Source organism: Amycolatopsis sp. cmx-4-54 (assembly GCF_046548895.1).
Lineage (GTDB): Bacteria > Actinomycetota > Actinomycetes > Mycobacteriales > Pseudonocardiaceae > Amycolatopsis.
Map to the genome: position 1 here is coordinate 844088 of NZ_JAEBEJ010000001.1, position 21067 is coordinate 865154.

At 65.5% G+C, this 21067-nt stretch carries 14 protein-coding genes; 12 read left to right on the forward strand and 2 right to left on the reverse strand.

The window, feature by feature from the left end:
* Positions 1-25: 25 nt before the first annotated feature.
* The 11 genes from ACLJQ7_RS04150 (at position 26) to ACLJQ7_RS04200 (ending at position 18307) form a co-directional block, all read left to right on the forward strand.
* A complete protein-coding gene (locus ACLJQ7_RS04150) occupies positions 26-2377 on the forward strand; it encodes a TerB N-terminal domain-containing protein (RefSeq protein ID WP_410646791.1) in 2352 nt (783 codons plus the stop codon).
* Positions 2374-3714 (forward strand): ATP-binding protein, encoded by a 1341-nt coding sequence (locus ACLJQ7_RS04155; protein ID WP_410646792.1) that lies wholly within the window; start codon positions 2374-2376, stop codon positions 3712-3714. The genes ACLJQ7_RS04150 and ACLJQ7_RS04155 overlap by 4 nt, the downstream gene beginning before the upstream one ends.
* On the forward strand, positions 3689-5923 hold the full coding sequence (locus tag ACLJQ7_RS04160; RefSeq protein WP_410646793.1) for a DEAD/DEAH box helicase: 2235 nt from the start codon (positions 3689-3691) through the stop codon (positions 5921-5923). The genes ACLJQ7_RS04155 and ACLJQ7_RS04160 overlap by 26 nt, the downstream gene beginning before the upstream one ends.
* A gap of 138 nt (positions 5924-6061) precedes the next feature.
* Complete coding sequence (locus tag ACLJQ7_RS04165) at positions 6062-6562, forward strand: hypothetical protein (RefSeq protein ID WP_410646794.1); 501 nt, start codon at positions 6062-6064, stop codon at positions 6560-6562.
* A gap of 566 nt (positions 6563-7128) precedes the next feature.
* Positions 7129-7704, forward strand: a complete 576-nt coding sequence (locus ACLJQ7_RS04170) for an RNA polymerase sigma factor (protein ID WP_410646795.1) — start codon at positions 7129-7131, stop codon at positions 7702-7704.
* Complete coding sequence (locus tag ACLJQ7_RS04175; RefSeq protein ID WP_410646796.1) at positions 7691-9658, forward strand: hypothetical protein; 1968 nt, start codon at positions 7691-7693, stop codon at positions 9656-9658. The genes ACLJQ7_RS04170 and ACLJQ7_RS04175 overlap by 14 nt, the downstream gene beginning before the upstream one ends.
* A complete protein-coding gene (locus ACLJQ7_RS04180; protein ID WP_410646797.1) occupies positions 9655-10443 on the forward strand; it encodes a hypothetical protein in 789 nt (262 codons plus the stop codon). The genes ACLJQ7_RS04175 and ACLJQ7_RS04180 overlap by 4 nt, the downstream gene beginning before the upstream one ends.
* Positions 10444-10456: 13 nt before the next feature.
* Positions 10457-14902: a hypothetical protein gene (locus tag ACLJQ7_RS04185; RefSeq protein WP_410646798.1), complete on the forward strand. Its 4446-nt coding sequence runs from the start codon at positions 10457-10459 to the stop codon at positions 14900-14902.
* Positions 14895-16016, forward strand: coding sequence for a Wadjet anti-phage system protein JetD domain-containing protein (locus tag ACLJQ7_RS04190; protein WP_410646799.1), 1122 nt, complete (start codon positions 14895-14897; stop codon positions 16014-16016). Before ACLJQ7_RS04185 ends, ACLJQ7_RS04190 begins: the two co-directional genes overlap by 8 nt.
* Before the next feature lie 857 nt (positions 16017-16873).
* Positions 16874-17722, forward strand: a complete 849-nt coding sequence (locus ACLJQ7_RS04195) for a hypothetical protein (RefSeq protein ID WP_410646800.1) — start codon at positions 16874-16876, stop codon at positions 17720-17722.
* Between the two features lie 135 nt (positions 17723-17857).
* A complete protein-coding gene (locus ACLJQ7_RS04200) occupies positions 17858-18307 on the forward strand; it encodes a hypothetical protein (protein ID WP_410646801.1) in 450 nt (149 codons plus the stop codon).
* A 278-nt stretch (positions 18308-18585) separates the two neighbouring features.
* On the opposite strand, the gene ACLJQ7_RS04205 is transcribed toward ACLJQ7_RS04200, so the two are convergent.
* Positions 18586-18987, reverse strand: coding sequence for a hypothetical protein (locus ACLJQ7_RS04205; RefSeq protein WP_410646802.1), 402 nt, complete (start codon positions 18985-18987; stop codon positions 18586-18588).
* Between the two features lie 78 nt (positions 18988-19065).
* Positions 19066-19326 carry a DUF1883 domain-containing protein gene (locus ACLJQ7_RS04210; protein ID WP_410646803.1) on the reverse strand — a complete coding sequence of 87 codons (261 nt, stop codon included), beginning with the start codon at positions 19324-19326 and terminating at the stop codon, positions 19066-19068.
* A 321-nt stretch (positions 19327-19647) separates the two neighbouring features.
* Between ACLJQ7_RS04210 and ACLJQ7_RS04215 the strand changes: the two genes are divergently transcribed.
* Entirely contained in the window at positions 19648-20937 is a 1290-nt protein-coding gene (locus ACLJQ7_RS04215) for a hypothetical protein (RefSeq protein ID WP_410646804.1), read from the forward strand.
* Positions 20938-21067 lie beyond the last annotated feature (130 nt).

Genomic DNA, 21067 nt, shown 5'->3' on the forward strand with positions numbered 1-21067 from the left:
CTTGGCAGGGCTCATCGCGGTTCTGGTGATCGCGTTCCTGGGTGTCCTGGCGATCATCGTCTTCCTGACCTGGAAGGCTCTCCAGCCATCGTCCGCCAAAACTGCCCACACCCCATCGGTACCTCCACGACCGGTGCCTCCTGCGCCGATGCCGGGGAATCGGCCGCCTCACAACCACGTCGTACAGTCGCCACTTATCCGCTCGCAGCCTCTGGCACGCCCCCGGTCCGCGCAGCGACCGGTGACCGCACCGTCAGGCGGGAGCCGGTCGATCTCCGCCCCGCAAGCACCGCAACGACAGCTGCCTGGTGGCCATGGCTGGGTCCCGCCTGGTCAAGACGTCACTATCGCGGGCGTGACCGCGCGAGGCGGAATGCTCTATGTGGGTACCGGAATGCCGGACGCGGCCGGTATCGGTACCGAGCCTGCTCTGATCGATCCGACCTTGCCGGTCGACACGCGTGATCCGGACTGGCAGGGCCAGTCGATGGGCTACTGGCCCTGTTACAACGACATCTCGCCGAACGCTCGCGGCGCTTATCTGTCCTGGCTGGCCGGTGGCCGCGCGAATCCGAACGCCTACATCGGCTATGTCTTCCTGTATTTCTACGGGCTGGAGCGTCGGCTCCTCACCGAGATCCCCGAACTCAAGAACAGCGACGCCGAACGTGCGGCGCTGGTTACCGAGGTCCGGCGGTTACTGCAGGTCTACAGCGGAAACCGGTCCTTCAAAGGATATGCCGAAGGGCTGCTCGAAGCAGTCACTCTTCTCAATCCGGCGGTACGCTACGACCGCGCGGCGCCGCCGGTCACCGAGTGGAGCCATGAACTGCCGATCGATCTGAAGATCGGGCTGGCGCAGCTAGCGGTCGAAGGGCGCGCGGTTCCCGCGGATTGGGCATTGTCGTGGTACGCGCACCATCCCGACAACTACCTGCGCACACCTGCCGTTCGATGCCCGAACGAGTTCCTCGAGCTTTTCACGAAACGGTATCGCGCGAAGTTCGGCGACGGCTTGGTCGTGAAACCGAACAAGCCGCGCCTCTCGGTGAGCTACTACGCCGCCAGCATCGGCTTCCACGGACATGTCGACCTGGAGAACACGGCGCTCCCGGACATCAGCCGACTGACCGGCCCGATCACCAACCTCCGCGACATCGTCGAAGCCGTGACCAGCGATCTGGAGGCATACAGCCGCTATCTCGGCCGCCATCCGGATGGCGCGGGATCACCGGCGGCGATCGCTTTGCTTCCCGACGGAGTCACACACAAGCCCAGTCCTGAGACCGATGCGCTGTGGTCATGGGCGGCCCAGTGCATCGGCAGCGATGGCCGAGGCGCCATCTCGGCGCAGGAGCTGATCTCCCGGTGGCCGACGAAGGCCGGAAAACTGACCAAAGCCGATTCCGTCGCCATCGCCCAACTGCTCGAGCATCGCGGTCTCGGCATCGAACCCGACGTCCGGTTCGGAGGAAGCACGCCGACTCCGACCTCGTCGATCGTTCTCTTCCGCCGCGCGGAGCGGCCGGTCAGCGCACCTGGCATCGAGTACGCGGCCGCACTCGCGATCATCAACCTCGGCATGCTCGTCGCCACGGCGGACGGGACGGTCAGCGAGCCCGAGCGTCGCGCTCTGCGCGAGCTGGCGATCGACGAACTCGATCTCAGCGAAGACGAACAACTCCGGCTCGACGCACACGCGGCCCTGGTTCTGACGAGGCCACCTACACCGGCTGTCTTGCGGCGCCGCCTGGAATCCCTGTCGACCTCCCGGAGGGCCACGGTGGGCCGATTGCTCACCACCGTCGCGGCCGCCGACGGCCAGGTCACCCCAGGCGAGATCCGCACGCTCGAGCGCCTCTTCACCACCCTCGGTCTCGATCCAGGCGACGTGTACGGATCACTCCATACGGCCGCGACCACGACAGAAGACCTGGCCCGGGCCGAAATCCCCGGTAGGAAAAAGGCCGGCTTACGCATTCCGCCGTCTCCGGCGAGCCGAAACGACTCGACGACGCTGACTCTGGATCCAGCGCGATTGGCACGTACGCGGGCCGAGTCGGTGCTGGTCGCGGCAGAACTGGCCGAGATCTTCGCCGACGACGAGCCTGTCGCGCCTCCGCCGCTCACCCCTGCCGGCGAAGCCGAGGTCGACGGCCTCGATGACGCGCACACGCGGTTGTTCCACCTCCTCGTCAAACGAGACGCGTGGAGCCGCGCCGAACTCGACGAGATCGCCGCAGAGGTCGGTCTCATGCCCGACGGCGCGTTGGAAGTCCTCAACGACGCGGCGTACGACCGCACCGGAGAGCCTTTGTGTGAAGGCTCCGATCCCCTCGACATCAACCAGGAAATCGTGAAGGACATGCTCGGATGACGACGCCCGCACAAAAACCCGTTCGCCTGCGCCCCCGTGATCGGGACGCGATCATCTCCTCCCTGCGGTCGGGGGTCGTGCCTCGTGCAGGGTTCCAGCACGTCCAGGTAGGACGAGCGGCCGAAGTCTCGGCGATGAGCCAGGCAATCACGCGGATCGCCGACGGTGGCTCCGCGGTCCGGTTCGTGATCGGCGAGTACGGCGCCGGCAAGACGTTCTTTCTCAACTTGGTCCGTTCCATCGCCGCCGAACGCAAGCTCGTCACGACCTCCGCCGATCTCAGTCCCGATCGGCGCCTGCACGCCAGCGGCGGTCAGGCCCGCTCGCTGTACGCCGAGCTGATGCGCAACATCGCCACCCGTTCGACTCCGGACGGCAACGCTCTTCCCAGCATCGTGGAGCGGTTCGTGACCTCGGCGATCCAGGAGGCCGCCAGTGCCGGCGTATCGCCTGCCACCTGCATTGCCGACCGTCTCGAGAAGCTGTCCGAAAGTGTTGGTGGCTACGACTTCGCGCAGGTGATCGGTGCCTATTGGAAAGGCCACGACACCGGCAACGAACAGTTGAAGGCCGACGCGGTCCGCTGGCTACGCGGCGAATTCACCACACGCACGGACGCGCGCGCCGCCCTCGGAGTACGCGGCATCATCGACGACACCAACTTCTACGACAGCCTGAAACTCGTCGCCAGGTTCGTCCGGCTGGCCGGTTTCTCCGGGCTGCTCGTCTGTCTCGACGAGATGGTCAATCTTTACAAGCTCGCGCACACAGGCGCCCGCAAGTCGAACTACGAGCAGGTCCTGCGCATCGTCAACGACTGCCTCCAAGGCAACGTCGAGGGGCTCGGCTTCTGTTTTGGCGGCACACCGGAGATGCTGATGGACACCCGGCGAGGGCTCTACAGCTACGAGGCCCTCCGCAGCCGCCTCGCTGAGAACAACTTCGCCGTCGGCGGACTGGTCGACTACTCCGGTCCGGTCCTTCGGCTGGCGAACCTGACCCCGGAAGACATGCACGTCCTGCTGGAACGTCTGCGCCACGTCTACGCCGCCGGGGATCCCGCCGCGTACCTCGTCCCCGACGAAGCGCTGGGAGCGTTCATGCAACACTGCGCCGCAAGGATCGGCGACGCCTATTTCCGGACTCCCCGGAACACCATCAAGGAGTTCGTGAACCTCCTGGCCGTGCTCGACCAGAACCCGGGCGCTGACTGGCGGCAACTCCTCGGCAATGTCTCGATCGACACCGAGACCAACCCCGATCTGGAGCCGCTCCCCGACGAGCACGGCGCGCAGACTGTGGACGGTACGGATGAACTCACCAGCCTCCGCATCTGAGGCGGTCAACTTCGGTCTGCTGCATCGGAAGGTGCAACGCTGGGTCTGGCAGCAGGGATGGGACGAGCTTCGCGATGTCCAGGACGCCGCCATCCCCGCGATCCTGGCCGGTGACACCGACGTCCTGATCGGAGCCGCGACCGCGGCGGGCAAGACCGAGGCGGCGTTCCTGCCCATCTGCTCGAAACTCGCCGAGTTTGACGGCCCAGGTATCCAAGCGCTGTACGTCGGTCCGCTCAAAGCTCTGATCAATGACCAGTTCCGGCGCACGGAAGAGCTGTGCGAAGCGCTGGAGATCCCGACCCACCGCTGGCACGGCGACGTCGCCGGAACACGCAAGAAAGCATTGCTGGACGCTCCATCCGGAATCCTGCTCATCACTCCGGAATCCCTCGAAGCAATGTTCGTTCTTCGCGGCACACAGGTCCCACGGCTTTTCGCGTCGTTGCAGTACGTCGTAGTCGACGAGTTGCACTCGTTCCTCGGCACCGAACGCGGGGCGCAGCTGCTCTCCCAGCTGAACCGCCTCGAACTCGCCGTCAAGCGACGAATCCCGCGGATCGGACTCTCGGCGACCTTGGGAGACATGTCGCTGGCCGCCGACCAGCTTCGCCCCGATCACGGAGACCAGGTCAAGATCCTCGAATCGGCGATGAGCGGCCAAGAACTACGCCTTCAGTTGCGCAGCTACCTCGACGAGCGGCTGGACACCGAGGAGTCGGATGGCGCGGGCACCGCGGTCCGCGAGATCGCGGACCACCTGTTCACCAACCTGCGTGGCAAGACCAATCTGGTGTTCGCCAACGCACGCTCACGCGTCGAGCTCTACGCGGCCGAACTCGCCGACCGCAGTGCCCGTGCCCGAGTGTCCAACGAGTTTTACGCCCACCACGGAAATCTCTCCAAGGAACTCCGTGAAGACGTCGAAGCGATGCTCAAGGACCCGACAAAGCCGACCACGGCCGTCTGTACGACGACGCTGGAGATGGGGATCGACATCGGCGCCATCGCCCAGGTCGCGCAGATCGGCCCGCCCCCGTCGGTCGCCTCCTTGCGGCAACGACTCGGCCGCTCCGGCCGACGCGACGAAGCCGCGATCCTGCGGGCGTACTGCGCCACTGTGGCCATAGACGCCAACACACCTCTCCTCGACCGTCTCCAGTTGCCGTTGGTGCAGACGATCGCGTCGATCGACCTGCTGCTCGACCGCTGGTGCGAACCACCGGAGGCGTCCCGCCTTCATCTGTCGACCTTGATCCAGCAGCTGTTGTCCTTGATCGCCCAGCACGGTGGCGCACGGCCCGCCGAGGCTTACAAAGTGCTCTGCGGCCGCGGCACCCCGTTCTCGACGGTCACCACGGAACAGTTCGCCGACCTTCTCCGCACCTTGGGTGCCAAAGACGTCCTCATCCAGGCCGGCGATGGCACTCTGTTGCTCGGCGGGCTCGGAGAAGCAGCCGTCAATCATTACACGTTCTACGCCGCTTTCCAGACTCCCGAGGAATACAGGCTCGTCCACAGTGGCCATCAACTCGGCACCATGCCGATCGACTTCCCACTTTATGAAGGCCTGCTGCTCGTCTTCGCCGGCCGACGTTGGCGAGTCAGCGCAGTCCATGAGGACGACAAGGTCGTCCAGCTGGTTCCGGCGGCGGGAGGCAAGCCGCCGCACCTCGGCGATTCCAGCGGCCAGGTGCACCTTGTCGTCCGTGCCAGGATGCGAGACCTCCTGGAAGGCGATCACACTCCCCCGTACCTGGACCGCCGGTCCGGAGAATTGCTGGCGCAAGCTCGCCGGGCTTACGCCTCTCTCGGGCTTGACCGAGTCCCCGTCATCACTGACGGCCAGGACACGCTCGTGCTCCCCTGGGGAGGCGACCGCGAACTGCACACGCTCGCCGCGATCCTCAATGCCACCAGAATGGAGGCAGCTGTCGACAGCGCCGCGCTGCGGCTCGTCGGCACACCTTCCGCCGCTGCCTTGTCCGCGCTGAACAAGATAGCCGCGGGCCAGATACCGGACCCGGAACAGCTGGCCCGCAAAGTCAAAGGAAAGGTGACCGAAAAGTTCGATGGATGGCTGAGCGAAGAACTCCTCTGTGCTCAATTCGCGTCCGCTTCACTGGACTGCGCGGGCGCCGTGGCGATGGCTCGGCGCTTGACCCAAACCGCGGCATCGGCCGACGCGCGGATCACCTGGCATCCGTAGTGGAATAGCGGGATGAATCGTACCTGGGTTCGGTATCCGATCGCCTGCGGCACCGTGATCGCATCGGCCTGCTGCGGTTCCTGCTCGAACCACTCGCGACCTGGATCGGCGGCAGCGATCTCGCCCGGCTGACCCCGAATGAACGCTACCGCGCTCAGCGGGATCAGGACTTTGCTCGGGTCGGTGCTCAGCGCGCTGACGGTCGGAGGCGGCCTCTACTACACCGGCCGCAAGTTCTTCCTCGACCGCGACAAACAGTTCACCGACCGCTTCAACTCCGCGATCGATCACCTCGGCTCGCCGGAGGCGACCGTCCGCGCGGGCGGAGTCCGTACGCTGGACCGCATCCAGCATTACTCCCCCACCGACAGGAATCGCGTGCTGGAGAGCATCAACGGGTTCCTGCGTCACCAGACCTCGCGACCGGTTCAGCGGTCAAGGACACGTCGCCGCGGCACTGGTCCTCCTGCACAACCGCGGGACCGCGAAAAGCGCGCCGTCGCGGACAACCCGTTGGACCTGCGGAAGATCCGGGTCGGCGAAGCCGATCTACGAGGTCTGGTGTCGACCGAGGCCGACCTCAGCGGCGCCGAACTGACCGGAGCCCACTTCGCCGACGCGAGCTTCGATCCCCATTGACTCCTCCAAACTCGCCGAGCGACCCCGAGTGAGGACAGTACATCGCGGGTATGACGATTTTCACGGCCCTCGAGCGGTACAGACGTACCGTTGCTTACGGCGATTTCCAGGTATCGAAGCGTGGCCATCGAGCCAGTTGGTTTTCGACAGGTCCGACCCGATCATCGCGGTGCGACCTATGATCCGATGATCAGGTGCCCTGGATATCACATCACCGGATATCGCATCACTCGGACTGGACGCCGCCGACTCGGCCATGGAGCGCGAACAACCTAAGGATCCAGCATTTTCGGGCATCATATTTTGAAATAATTTTCCACACCCCAGAAAGCCGACAAAAGTTAACCGAAGGCAAATTGTCCTCGCGTTACAGAATTAAGCCAGGTTCACTCGATCCGGCGATTTCTCCCCACATCGTTGGCCAGCGCGAGTCCTTTACCTCAAACTGACACGCCCATCCGACCGAGGCAGATCAAATATTTCGCGCTTTTTTACAGCCCGCACCAACAGTTCGCCTCCGCGGAACGTTGTACCGGTGAGAGCAGGACGAACGACGGAGTCAGAAGTTGACCGATGACAGACCCGATGATGCGGAAGAGGACACTGACCGGGTAGCGCCACCCGAACCGGAACTGGCGCGATGGCTCGTCCGGTTCATGCGGGAGGACCAACGCCGGATGGTCGGTCTCATCTACTACCTTGTCGGCGACAGGAGCGTCGCGGAAGACGTGCTACAAGACAGTATTGAACGGGTTCTCCGCTGGGGCGCGGCCAACCCGGCTCAGGAACCCACTCTCGCGTTGCTTTATCAGATCGCGAAGAATAAGGCGAAAGACCACATGCGCAAGGCGGGCCGCGACTCCAGACTGCTGCACGATCTTTCTCAGGGACGTCCGGACGCGCCGGTCTCGGCGGATCCGGCGACGGGCTATCCTCCCAAAGACGCCTTGTCCAAACTACCTCCTGCTGACGCCGAAGCCTTTCGGCTTTGCGGCATCGCGAAGTACTCGTCACGCGAAGCGGGTGCCCTGCTGCGCCTTCCCGACTCCACGGTGCGATACCTGAAGGCCAAAGCGGTCACTTTCCTTCGCTCGGAGCTGACCGAGAATGACGAACCGGGGCGGGCAGATGGACCTCGATGACTTCTTCTCCATCGAGATCGCCGAGATGTCGACGGAGAACGACGAAGTGACAGCACGACGTCTCGCCGCGCAAGCCCTTGCGAGATACGAGAGCCTTCTACGGGACCCTGGAAGGCTTGCCGAAGTCGACATCGAACTGGAGTCATTGGAAGCCGCCGAAGAAGCCTTCCGGGCAGGGGTCGAAGCCGAACGGCTGGGCGACTACACGACCGCAGCGGACGTTTACACCGTGGCCGCCGAAGCGTCCCTGGGCGACGCCCCGTTGCGGCTCGCCAGATGCCTGGTCGAACTGGGTCGTCATGCGGACGCACTGCCTTGGTGTTCAGTTGCCGAAGAGGAAGGACTCGACGAGGCAGCTGATCTCGCCGTTCGCTGCCACTCCGCTTTGGGTCAAGAACCACCGGTTCGACAGACGGAAGCGAAGAAGTCGCATCCATTCAAAGAGGGATCCGAACCCGCCAGTGGGCCCCCTCGCTCGACGGCCGACAGCGCCGACCCGGGGTTGACGCGCCGGTTGAAAGCCTTGGCCTGCACCGCGCCGCTACACGACCTCGACAATCGCAAGGTCATGTTCGACTGGCTCGACCCCGCCGCCTACCAGATGGCCGAGATCGCCTTGCACGTCATCGATCTGGTGACCATCTCAATGGATTTCGACAAAGGTGCGGGACACGATGAAATCATCGGGCGCGTCGTCCCGTTCGTCGCGAACCAAGCGCCACAACGCAACACGAAGGAGCACGAACGGGTTGCCCGCTGGGTGCTGGAGCGCCTGATCAACGTCGGCACCGTCGACCGCACCTTCTACCAGGTCTACGGCGAGATCGACATCGAAGGACGCTACCGTCGCCAGCCCTTCTATTACAAGATCGTGCAAGAGGTGCCCGGCCCACGTGGATCGCTTTCACTGCGTACCAGCAACGAGGCCATCACAGTACTGATCGGCGCGCTCGACACGGACGTGGAGTCCGCCCAGATCGCCGCCGAGGTCAAGCTCCAGAACCTGATCGAGCGAGGCAAACTCGCCGACGCACGGTCCGCTGCGGAACAGGCGCGGTACCGGACGGTCCAGTACGGCGAAGACCTCCGTAAGCGCTTGGAAGCGACACGCAGGGACCTGCGGCTCGTCGATTGGCAAGAAGAATTGCCCGCCATGCTCGACGGCGCCCTCGGGCACATCGAGGAGCGGATTCGGGTCGAACAGACCATCCACGCGAGCATCACCGAAGCCCGCGATACTACCGATGAACCGGTCCGCAAGTTCCACGCCGCCGAACTGGTCATAGTGGTCGAGGACTGCCTGCACCGGCACGTCCAGTTGCAGGCCCGTCTCCAGGGGGCGCGTTCGGTGTTTCGCCAGGAACAAGACCGGCAGCAGTTCTCGGGCCCGCCCAGGCGCTCCGCGATCAATCTCCACGGACAGTTGCTCGAACCTGTACTGAATCTGTCGGTGAAAGCCGCCGGAGGACCACTGACGGCCTTCTTCCGATGCGCGGTCGGACCCACCGTTCCGGAAGTCACCACCCTTTCCGACCTGATCTCGGCTCTCCTGCGCCCTAGCATCGAACCGCAGCGCACGGCGGGCCCTGTCGTACATCCGGCACCGGCCGATCCGATCGACGACTCCAGGTTCACCGAAGAACATTGGCGCCTCGCCGATGCTTTGCTCGACCTACCCGGGCAGGTGCGGCGGCTGAGCGAACTCGTCGACGACGCCGCGGAACACGACGACGACCTTCCCGTGCTGGTCGCGCTCCGGGCAGGAAATGCCCTCGCGCCGGCCGTCGAAACAGCCCGGACGAAAAGGAAGCACCGAATCCTCATGAGCGTGCCAGCCGACATGACGTTCTCCGGCCCGCGAGCCACGGCCAGCGGCGACGACCTCTTGGTGACTAGCGCTGATCTGAAGGACCCCGCCACGGCAGAGCCCGTTTCCACCGGAGAACCGGCATGAGCGTCACCGACGCCGAACAGGCGGGCAGGTTGCTCGCCTTCGGTCTTCGCCCGCGGCAGGCCGGTGACCGAGACTCGCACCACGAACTCATCCGCCGGTTCACTCATGACGACGTGTTCGCGGACCTCGTCCGGACCTTCGCCTCGGGAATGGGCCTGACCATCCTCGATGTCGGATGGCCTAGTGGAGTCGTGCTCATCGCCGAGCCGGACTCGATCTTCGAGACCAAGCTTGACGACTACGCCAAGTATCTCTCAGCCAGAGAACGCCGCGACACGCAGAAGATGCTGCATGGCATCGCTCACCTCGCCATCGCTGCCCTCGGCTTTCCCCGTGCGGACGACCTGGCCGACGACGGTTACCGCGGCCGGGTGTCGGTGGACCAGGTCGATTCAGTCGTCCGTGAGACGTGCCGTCTGCTCGACGAACGAGCCGCCCGCGCCGAACACGACGACACACCGCTCGCAGAGGACGGCGAGCTCGAACGGGCATGGCGCGCCTACCTGCGTCGACCCGCGATCGCTTCGACCAAGGACCAGCGGGCGAACGCGGCGACCACCCGTCAGATCATCCGACGCGCGCTGAAGTACCTGACCGAACGCGGACTGATGCAGCAGGTGGGCGAAGAGATCGACGAGGTCTATCGCATCAACCACCGGTACCAGATCCAGATCCGCGAAATGGCCTCGCATGCCGCATTCCGCGAACTGCTCGAACTCGGCGTCGTCCCCGACATGACCACCGCGACCTTGACCGGCCCAGGGCCCGGTACGGAAACCGACTGAAGGGCCTCCGGCTTTGTACGAACTGTCTCGAGTCAGGCTCTATTCCGTCGGCCCGCCCGGCGCGCGGTACGAAGACGTCACGATCGACCTGTCATCGGTGGGCAAGCCTGTCCAGCGCTCCCAACCGTCGCTTCTCGACAGGGACGAACCCCGCAGACCATCCCCGGCGACGGTGCTCTTTCTGGAGAACGGCGGCGGAAAGTCCGTCCTGATCAAACTCATCTTTTCGGTCATGTTGCCCGGTAAGCGCCAGATCGTCGGCACCTCGAACACCAGGGTCTTGGAGAAGTTCGTCGGTGACCGCGAAGTGGCCCACGTCGTGCTGGAATGGATGCACACAGAGACCGGGCGACTCCTGGTGACAGGGAAGCTTTCGGAATGGCGGCAGCGCAAGAACTCGACCGACGACGCTCTTTCCGAGACCTGGTACTCTCTTCGGCCCGGCCGGTCCGTGGGGATCATGTCGCTTCCCTTCGCGGAGGGGGACGACAATCTCGCCGCCAAGCCGTTTCGTGACCGACTGGCCGAACTGGACCACGACGACCCGACACTCGAACTGTTCTGGGCCGATAAGCATGCCAGGTGGGCTCAACGGCTCACCTCCCTCGGTATCGATCCCGAACTGTTCGAGTTTCAGCGGCGAATGAATGCGGGTGAGGGTGAGGCCGCTGACGCGTTCACTTTCGGTACGGACGAAGCCCTTGTCGATTTTCTCCTGAAGGCGGTCCTGCCGGACGCGGACACGGACAGCCTCGGCGAGGCTCTCGGAAGGTACTCCGCGACGCTCTCCGAGCGGGATAAGCTGGAACTCGAGCGCGATTTCGTCGCGGCGACCTTGGAACAGCTCGATCCCCTCGCGCAGCAGCACGGAATGGTCGAGGCCGAACGTCAACTCGTGTCGGCTCAGGAAGCCGAACGTAACCGCTTCGCGGCATCCGTGCTCGGACGGATCGAGCAAGAACGGCAACGCGCGTCGACAGCCTCGGAACAGCTGCTGGAGGCGCAGGCAGTCTTCACGGCTGCTGAGCAAGCGGTACTCGCCGCGAGCGACGTCCGCGCCGAACTCATCCGGCGCGCCGCACTGTTCCGAGTGGAAGAGGCGACAGGAGACCTAGGTACCGCCGAGAAACGTCTGTCCGACGCGTCTGTCCTGGTGGACAGTTGGAAGGCCACTGATCCGCTCGCGGACTGGGCCACGAAGACGGCCAGAGTCGACCAGCTGAACGAGGTCCTTCAGGAACTCGAAGACAAGGCTGCGGCGGCCAAGCGTGTCCGTGACGATCGAGCCGGCCATCTTGTCCAACTCCTGCTCGAGGCCGTGGCAGAGGCGGAACGAGACACGAGCGCCAAGGACAGCGAGGCCACTGAACTCGCCAAAAGAGCGGCGGCCGCGCAGACCGCGCACGACGAGGCCGTGGCCGAACAAGCGACTGCCCGCACGAAGGCCGAAAGTCTCGAAGAGGCGGTCGCCCAAGTAGCGGCCGAGGTGGACGAAGCGGTCTCGGACGGTCTCGTCGCAGATCCGCGATCGGTGACCGCTGCCGCGGATAGCCTGGCCACCGCCGCACGCGACGCCGCTGCCGTCGTCACGTCGCAGCAAGAGAAGATCGCCGAACTCGAAGCCAGGTCCGATCACTCCCAGGCCGCGCTGGCCGACGCTCGCCGAGACGAGGGCACGGCGCAAGTCGAACACGATAAGGCCGTAGCCGCCGTCACGGCTGCGAAATCCGCGATGACCGCGCTGGCCGGCAAGGAGCGGCTGATCGAAATGGTCGAGGGCACCGAGCCTGTCCTCGAAACCGACGCGGAGCCGCTCATCGGCAGGCTCACCGAAGCACTGAGTGCCACGGAGCGCCAACGAACGAATCTTCGTGTGGAGGGCGCCGCGGACGACCGCGCCCGGCTCGTCTTGGACAGCGGCGAGGACGCGCTCTACCCGCCCCCGCCGGAGATCGAGCAACTGGTCCGCCTGCTCAGGAACGAGCAAGTGCCGTGTTACGCGGGCTGGGACGTTCTAGCCGACCTGCCCGACGACGAGGTGCGCCGCGAACTGGTCCTCCGGTACCCACACCTCGCCTCCGGAGTCCTGCTCAACAACCCCGGTGACCTCGACCGCGCTCGACAGCTCGTCCAGGCCCGCGGGTACGAGCCCACGTACCTGGTCGCGGTGGCCAGCACCCAGTCGTTCGACCTCGATCCGGAGCAGCGGTTCGATCTAACACCTCAGGGCGACGCAGGCTTCATGGTTCCGCCACTCGCGGCGCTCTACGACCACGACGCGGCGCGTGCCGAGAGCTCGCGGATCAACCGACGGCACGCGGACCGGCACGAACGACTCGCCGAACTGGACAAGCGCCACGCCGACGATCTGGAACTCAGGACTCTCTTGGCGCAATGGCGAATGGAGTACCCTCCCGGCCGATTCGCGGAGCTGTTCGGCAGGCAGACCGCGACAGGAAATACTCTCTCCACAGCACAGACCGTGGTCAGCAGCTGCGTGGAAAACGTCGGCAAGATCAAGGTACTCCGTGACAGTGCGCGGCTGGCTTTGGCCGGGCTGATGGAGACGGCCAGAGTCGCCGGCGAACAGGCCGTCCGGATAGAACGATTGCGCGATCGGGTCATGCTGGCCAGTGGCTGGAATCGGGAAGCCGAGGAGCGCCGCACCTCCGAACGCACCGCCGGTCTCCGTGTGCTGGAGCAGCGCTCCCGACGGGACGAGTTCGCAGTCCAAGCAGTCGAACGGCGACGACTGGCGGATACTCACCGCGCGACCGCGGTGCGCCTCAACGAGGAAATTTCCAGGGTCGGCGGCGCGGAGAAGGCGGATCCTGGCACACCTCGCCCGGGGCACTCGGTCGAGGTCCTCCGCAAAATCTTTCAGGAAGCCGAAGTCACCTACATCAAGGCTCAAGTCGGCTCGAACTTCCTGGCTGATGTGGCCAACGCGGAGCAGGCGGCGAATGATGCCCGAGTCATCCTCGACAAGGTTCCCGAAGCGATTCGCGAGCGCGCCGCGAAGCTGCTGGAGACATCCGAAGGAGCGGATGCCGCAGGCCGGGCAGCGGCTTCGGCGACAGCGGACGCCAAGCGTGCCAAAGCAGCCGGTCTTCGTGATTCCGCCCTGCGGGTGCAAAGCGAATGTCAAACGCGATACAACGCGCTCCCAGCCCCCCGCACTGAAGTCGTGCTACCCGAGCAGCCAGCGGATGTGCGGCACGCGGAGCAGCTCCTTGCCGACGCCGAGAACGCCTGGAAGACCGCCGAAGCGGTCGCGCGAGACAAACAGGCGGAACAGCACACTCTCGAGAAATCCCTCCAGCGGGTCCAAGAAGCCATCGCCGGGTTCGTCAGGGTAACGGACGCGCTGACGATGACCGACGATCTCGCACCAAGCTCCCGGCCCGAGATCACGGCCTCCTTTGCAGGGACACCGGAAGCCGCTTGGGTGCGGAACCTCGAAATGAGAAAGGTCCTTAAAGAGTCCCGCACCCGCCTCCGGGATGCCCGAGCCGGCGTGAGTCGGGCGATCGATGCCCTGCTCACTAAGGTGGCCGAAGCGAAGTACCACCATCTCGTGTCTCATGTCCGGACTCAGATCACCACCGTCCCGCGCGCCGAACTGCCCGCGCACGCCGCGGCTTGGGCCGTCGCGCTGCGGCCGCGGCTGCGATCGCTCATCGACGACCTGGCGCAACTGGAGCGGTTTCGGGCGGTGACCGTCACCCGGCTCCAGGGCATGGTCGAACACGCTCTCGGCACCCTGCGCCACGCGCAGCGGCTCTCGCGGCTACCGCCGGGCCTCGGGGATTGGTCGGGCGAAGAGTTCCTCCGATTCGCTTTCAAACCGGTCGAAGGCGAGGTGCTCACCCAGCATTTGTCCGACGTCGTCGACTCCACCGCACGCGAATCGGTCAAGAGAGACGGCACCAGCATCCTCCTCAGAGGGGTCCGGGCGGCAGCACCCCGCGGTTTCAAGGTGACCATGCTGAAACCTGATGCCGTTCTCCGCACCGAACGAGTCCGAGTCTCCGAGGTTCGCGACGTGTTCTCCGGCGGCCAGCACCTGACGGCCGCCATCATGCTTTACTGCACTCTCGCCGCCCTCCGGTCGAACAACCAGGGCCGGGCGGGACGACGACACTCCGGTGTGCTGTTCCTCGACAACCCGATCGGCAGGGCCTCGGCCGGCTATCTCCTCGACCTCCAGCGTGCCGTCGCGGCGGCGCTCGGGGTCCAACTCGTCTACACCACCGGCCTCTTCGACGCCGAAGCGCTCAGCACGTTCCCCCTGCTCGTGCGGTTGCGCAACGACGCAGACCTCCGGGCAGGGCGCAAATACCTCTCCGTCGACCAGCACATCGACTCAGTGCTAGACACCATTCTCAGGCCGGAGGACGAACCTCGTCTGGCGGCCACCCGTGTCGTGCTGAAAGAGCGAGAACGTGACAATGACTGACCGGGTCTCCAATGACACCTACGAGTTGCTGGTCCGGTATGCCAAGGAGAACGGGTGGCGCGGTACCCGCGCCACCCGTCTCGGCGTTGACGACGTGAGACGGGCTTTTCACGAGGCCACGCGAGGCCGACTCCGTGAAGACCACCCTGAAGAAGCCCTGGCCGCCTGCATCGACGTGCTCTGCTCCCGAGGCGTGCTCCGGCCCATGGCCACGACGAACCGTGAGAAGGTGCCGTTGGCCCGCGGTTTCCACCTTCAGCCGATCGTTCGGAAGCTGAAGCCCGTTGTCACTCCCGCGCCGATCTGGCATCGGGAACTCTTCGACCTCGAGAACCACTGGCAGGACGCGAATCCACTTCGCCGGGCTCGCTATGCGGCCGTCAACAAGTGGCTCAAAAGCGGTGACGACCGTACACCGGTACCGATCCGGGAACGATGCCTCGATGTGTTCGCGACCTATGGCTCACCTGAATGTCACCTCGACGCCGAGAAAACCCTTGACAGCAGGCCAACGGCCGCCTTGTTCGGGGATGAGGAGCGGCTCATGAGAGTGTTGCGCAGCTTTCGCGTCCCACCTCCGCTTCTCAGCGAGAACGTCCTGGAGGAGACCGAGGGCGGTTACCGCAGAGTCGGTTCAGGGGACGTGCTCCTCGTCCTGGAGAACAGCACGACGTGGTGGTCGATAGTCGAAGTGCTGCCCGAAATCACTTCGCATCGTGTGGGACACGTCGCCTGGGGGCTGGGCACGAGCTTCGTACGCTCGGTGCAGTCGATCGCGGAACGGCATCGTATCGCCGAGGTCCGCTACTTCGGCGACTTGGACCTGAGCGGATTGCGGATCCCCTCCCAGGCCGCGAAGACCGCTCGTATCCGCGGGCTGCCACCGGTTGTGCCCGCCGTTCGTCTCTACGACGCTCTCCTACGACTGGGTCGCCCCGCCCCCTCTCGCGAGGTGGCCGCGGCAGAACGGGCCCAGCCTCATTTGGCCTGGTTGGACACTGGTCACCGGACCGCGGTCACTGATGTGCTCTCGTCCGGCAATCGCCTGGCCCAGGAGTGGGTAGGGCTCCGCTACCTGAAGAACGCCGTCGAGTGGCGGAACGACCTGCGCTGAGGTGCCGCTCAGGTGGCGGGGTGGGTCCGGGACGGGACGAAGGTACTGACCAGGTCGTAGGCGTTGAATCGCCGTTCGAACGTCCGGAGGCTGGCAGGCCACGGGTTTCATGACCGGGCCGTCGGCGTGCCGCAAACATGCGACTTCAGCCGCCGACAGGACACGAAACCACGTTCTCATCTGGTTGCGAGCGTGATGGCGGTGACGATCGCCGCAGACACTGGCGGCTCTGTCATGATTTCCGTGTAAGCCACGGAAATCATGACAGAGCCCGGGCGGTTCCTGCACTGGTGTTTCCACGCCGGACTGGTCCGGCAGGCAGGCATCGGCTACCAGTTCCGCCACCGCGAACTCCAGGAGCACCTGGCCCGCCACCCCTAACTGGCACAAGTAAGTGAATAGCGATCGACCCGCGATTTCGCGACGTAGATACCGGACCATCGCCCAGGCGGCCCTGTCTGGCGGCCGAGTCGGGAAACGCCCTACCTCGCCGCTGTGGCACCCACCGAATCCGCAAACTAGGCCCGAACACGAGCACGCCGTCACCCCGCGCACATCCCCGGCCCTGATGGAACACGTCAACCCCTACGGCACCTACGAGTTACCCGGCGAACAGGAGTACGCCCGCCAGGGCCACCGGCCCCTGCCCCACCCGGCGGCACTCCCGGCGAGCCCATCAGGTGACCCACGACCGCCACGGACAGCGGGACCGTAGCGGCGGCATGTCCACCGGTCGGGTGGACTCGTACGGCTGAACGAGCGACCGGTGCGCCACATGACGCGGAACACGGCCGCAGCGGTTGGTAGAACGTGGTTCATCGGCGCACCACGCGCGGTTCTGCCCTTGGAGGGTCGGTATGGCGGGTTCGGGTCGGCACGCGGTCCACCGCACGATGGTCCTGGTCGACGTCGAGCGCTTCAGCGCCCCCGGCCGGACCCTGCACCACCAACTCGACACCCGTGCGGGCCTGTACGCGGTCGTCGCTGAGGCGTTGGCGGCGGCCGGGGTGTCGTGGGAGGACTGCCATCATGAGGACCGTGGCGACGGCCTGTTCCTGCTCGTCCCGCCCGAGTACCCGAAGGCGCCGCTGGTGGAGGTGCTTCCCGAGGCGTTGGTGCGGGCGGTGCGCGGGCACAACAACACCAGCCACGACTCGGCCCGCGTTCGGTTGCGCCTGGCCGTACACGCAGGCGAGGTCGCCCTCGACCGACGGGGCGCCACCCCCACCGCCCTCACCGACGCGTTCCGGCTGTTGGACACCGCCCCGCTCAAGGACGCGCTGGCGAGCTCACCCGGTGTGCTGGCCATGATCGTGTCCCGGCTGGTCTTCGACGATGTCGTGCGGCACTGCGTCACCCTCGATCCGGCCACCTTCCGACCTGTTCAGGCAGCGGTGAAGGAGTTCCAGGACCTGGCCTGGATCGCCTTGCCCGATCACCCCTACCCTGCCGACTCCACCGTCCTCACCCCACGTCCGCCGGACACCCCTGCACCGCAGACCGCGTCGGCCGGCCCTGTGGCGACCGGCCCTGCCGCCAGCCCCGTAACAGACGCTGGGTACGACGGTCCCGGACCGCGCGGGGTACACATCGCCGGCGACGTGCACGGCTCCGGATCCGGCATCACCATCGGCGCGGCCACCGGCGACCACCTCACCATCGGCACACCACCGCCTTCCGCGCAGCAGCCGCACAACCCCCGCTAGCCGACGCGGACCACGGGCACACCGCGTCGGCGCCCGATCCGCCCCACCCCGGCACCACCCCGGACGCCGGCACCGCGGTGACCACGAGCATCCACGGGTGACGTCGTCGCCACCGATCACGGTGCCGCCGTCGGTGTGGTGCACGGCAACCTGAACCTGCACCCGCCACCACCGCGGCCCGCGCCGATCACCCCGCGGCAGCTGCCCGCCGCACCGGGACTGTTCACCGGCCGGACCGCGGAACTGGCCCGCCTGGACCGCGCCCTGACCCACGCCGCCACACCGCAGGGGCAGGGCGCGACGGTGCTGGTCTCGGCGATCGGCGGTGCCGGGGGCATCGGCAAGACCTGGCTCGCTCTGGCCTGGGCATACCGGCATCTGGAGCGGTTTCCCGACGGTCAGCTGTTCGTCGACCTGCACGGCTTCAGCCTCACCGGCGAACCGGTGCAGCCGGCGACGGCGGTGCGCGGGTTCCTCGACGCCCTCGAAGTCGACCCGAACCGCATCCCCGCCGACCTCGACGCCCAGGCCACGCTCTACCGCAGCCTGGTGGCCGGGCGGCGGATGCTCATCGTTGGGCGGTGAGCCGGACTTCGCGTTCCTCGATCCGCGTGCTGTGCTGTTCGAAGTGTTCGGCGTCAGCATCGTCGATCGGGCGCGTGGGTGGCTGGTAGGGCATGCGGAGGTAGGCGCAGAAGACGTTGACGATGGTCTGCCGCTGGGACTCGTTGTCCTGGGCGAGGCGCTCGAGTGCGTAGAGGCCGCTGAGGCGTACGGGGCTTTGTCGGAGCCGAGCAGCTCAGCGGCCTTGAGGTAGAGATCGGTGATCCGGCGTGCGGCGGCGTCGGCGCGGGCGTCCGCAGCTACCTGTTCTGGTGAACTTGGGTGATGGCGGCGACGTCCTGCTGGTGGGCGAGGACTTCGTACTGGTGGACGAGGGCGCGTTCGCGGTTGTCGAGGTCGGCCTCGGTGGAATGCTGTCGGCGCCAGGCAAGGTAGAGCGCGACCACTCCCCCGCTACCGATACCGATACTCAGCCCGACCTTCAACGCGTCCAGCCGGGCTTTGACCAGGTCGGCCCCGATGAGTCCGGCGGTCGCCGGCCACCACAACGCCACCACCGCCGCCGCGGTCAGCACAGCGATCACCAGCGCGGTGATCCACATCGTGGCCCGGGTCAGCTCCGGCAACCGCCGCACCGACGACGCCGTCGTCAGGTTCGGCCGCGGGCTGGGGGCGGCCGTGGGCCGCAGGTCGTCGGTCATAACCTTCAACGTCGCGAACGATCGAAGGAACGTTTCGGACGCCTGTCCGAATGGCACAGGTGAGTGATCAGCGCCCCGCTAGTACGGTCCATCGATCGAGTACCTGATCCGGCCGGGGTAGCTGTCGATGACCAGGTACCAGTACTCGTCGTGAGGGATTTCCAGGGTGAGAGGGCTTGATTCCCAGAAGCCGCCGTACATCATGTACTCGTCGCCGTCGAGGTAGGCCTGATAGTTGTCGGCGTCCATCAGGCAGACCCTGGCGGCTGAGCCACGCAGCTCCAACTCGAACTGAGCACCGCCCGCACACGACCCGATCTCGTACCAGAGGTGTTCCACACCTCTGGTGTAGCGGAGATCGACCAGCTACGGAACACCGACGTAGCAGCTGGGCTGATTTCTCTGGCCACTCTGCGGGCCCGAGGTCCTTGATACCCGTCACCGAGAGCCAGGCGGTCGCAGTCGACTGGGTTGTTGCGAAGTAATCGAAGCTGCCAGCGCGTGGTCTCGGTTCGGTGTCTCCGTATCAGTCCCAAGGGCCTGCTGAGATTCACGCAGGCTCGACATGAGCAATCGGCAGATCAGTCTGCAGAAGCGGATCGCCAGCGGTCACCAGGTGCGGCATGTAACAACTTCGATCTTGTACTCGTCTGTCACGACATGACTGTTCGCGACGCGTCGCCGATGAAGTACTCGGTGATCAACCGTGGTCTGCGACCCGCCCGGGTAGCGATCGTGTTCGACGGGGGCGACAACTGGTCCTACTGGGCCCGTCGCGCCCTCTTCCTCGCCGGAAAGATCTGGGGCGGAGCTGGTTTCGCCCTTGTTCCACACCGAGCCGGCTTTGTCGACCCGATCTTGCTGCGAGCGTGCCGCGCCTACGACCCGGACTACATCGTCGCCTTCAGTCACACCGTCGGCGAATATTGTCACTTCGCGTCAGGGAGCTTCATTGTCAACGACGACTCCGGAAACCCACTAACCGGCGAAGCACGCGCCGCGAAGGTCGCTGAACACTTCGACGAAGAGCTTGAGCCTGGTCCCGGCGCTATGGAAGCGCGGGAGGCCGTCGCACGAGCTTGCTCGCCGTACCGGTTGACGGGTGGGGATGAGTCACCAGAAGTAAGCCACTTTCTGGAAGCCTCATCGGCGGAGTTCCCGGCGGCCGAGGCGATACCAGGCGCGTATGCCGGTCACGTGCTGCATTGTCCTCCCTCGTGGGGTGACCTGGCGGGAGCGGCGGTCGCCTCACACGCGGGCGTCGCATCACCACCCGACTTGACGGCTGTCGAACCAGAGCTTGACAAGGCCACGCTGTGGCACCTGCTCTACTGGCTGTTCGATCGACGTGAGCCGAGCCTTCCTCGAGACCTGTTGTGGTTCCCGAACGGAGTGGCCACCGGCGTCCTCACCGAGCAGAGTCCGCTCGCCCACGACCGCACGACCACCGGTCTCGTGGCCGTCCAGTCATCAGCCCTCGATGCATGGCCTGCTGTCGCGGTCCTTGGCGATTCCGCTGAGGACTTCGCGCTCGCGAGGCTGATACGCCTCACCTACGGTCGGTGCGTGTGGCTGCCCACCGTGTTCGGGATCGACGAGGAGAAACTCAGCCATCCGCTGAGCAGTGGGCTGTTCGATCTCGCCACGAAGGCCGCTGCAGGCCAGCCTCGGTCTCTGTTCCTAACGTCGGTGTCTCGGCCAGTGGACAACGTTCTCGACTTCGAGCGCCGGCTGCGCGACAATGAGAACATCAGGATCAGTGGCAGGCTCCTCGCCAACGATGGTCCTTGGGCCAAAGCGCCACTCGACATCGAGTGGACACGTACTGGTACCGGGCACTTCGCGGTCCAGGAACAGTTCGACGACATCCTGTCCATACCGACAGTCATCGACGAGTCAGGCGCACGCGAAATGGTCGCGGCGCTGCCGGCACCAGTTATCGACAACTAGGCCTTGGCCACCCACCCTGGCCTCGCCTGGCACATCGACCTCGCATGGCCCCAGGAGCATCACGTCCGCGGCCGCGGACTACACGGGCCGCACCCGTTCGCGCCGGGAACGAGTCCCCAACCCACTCTCG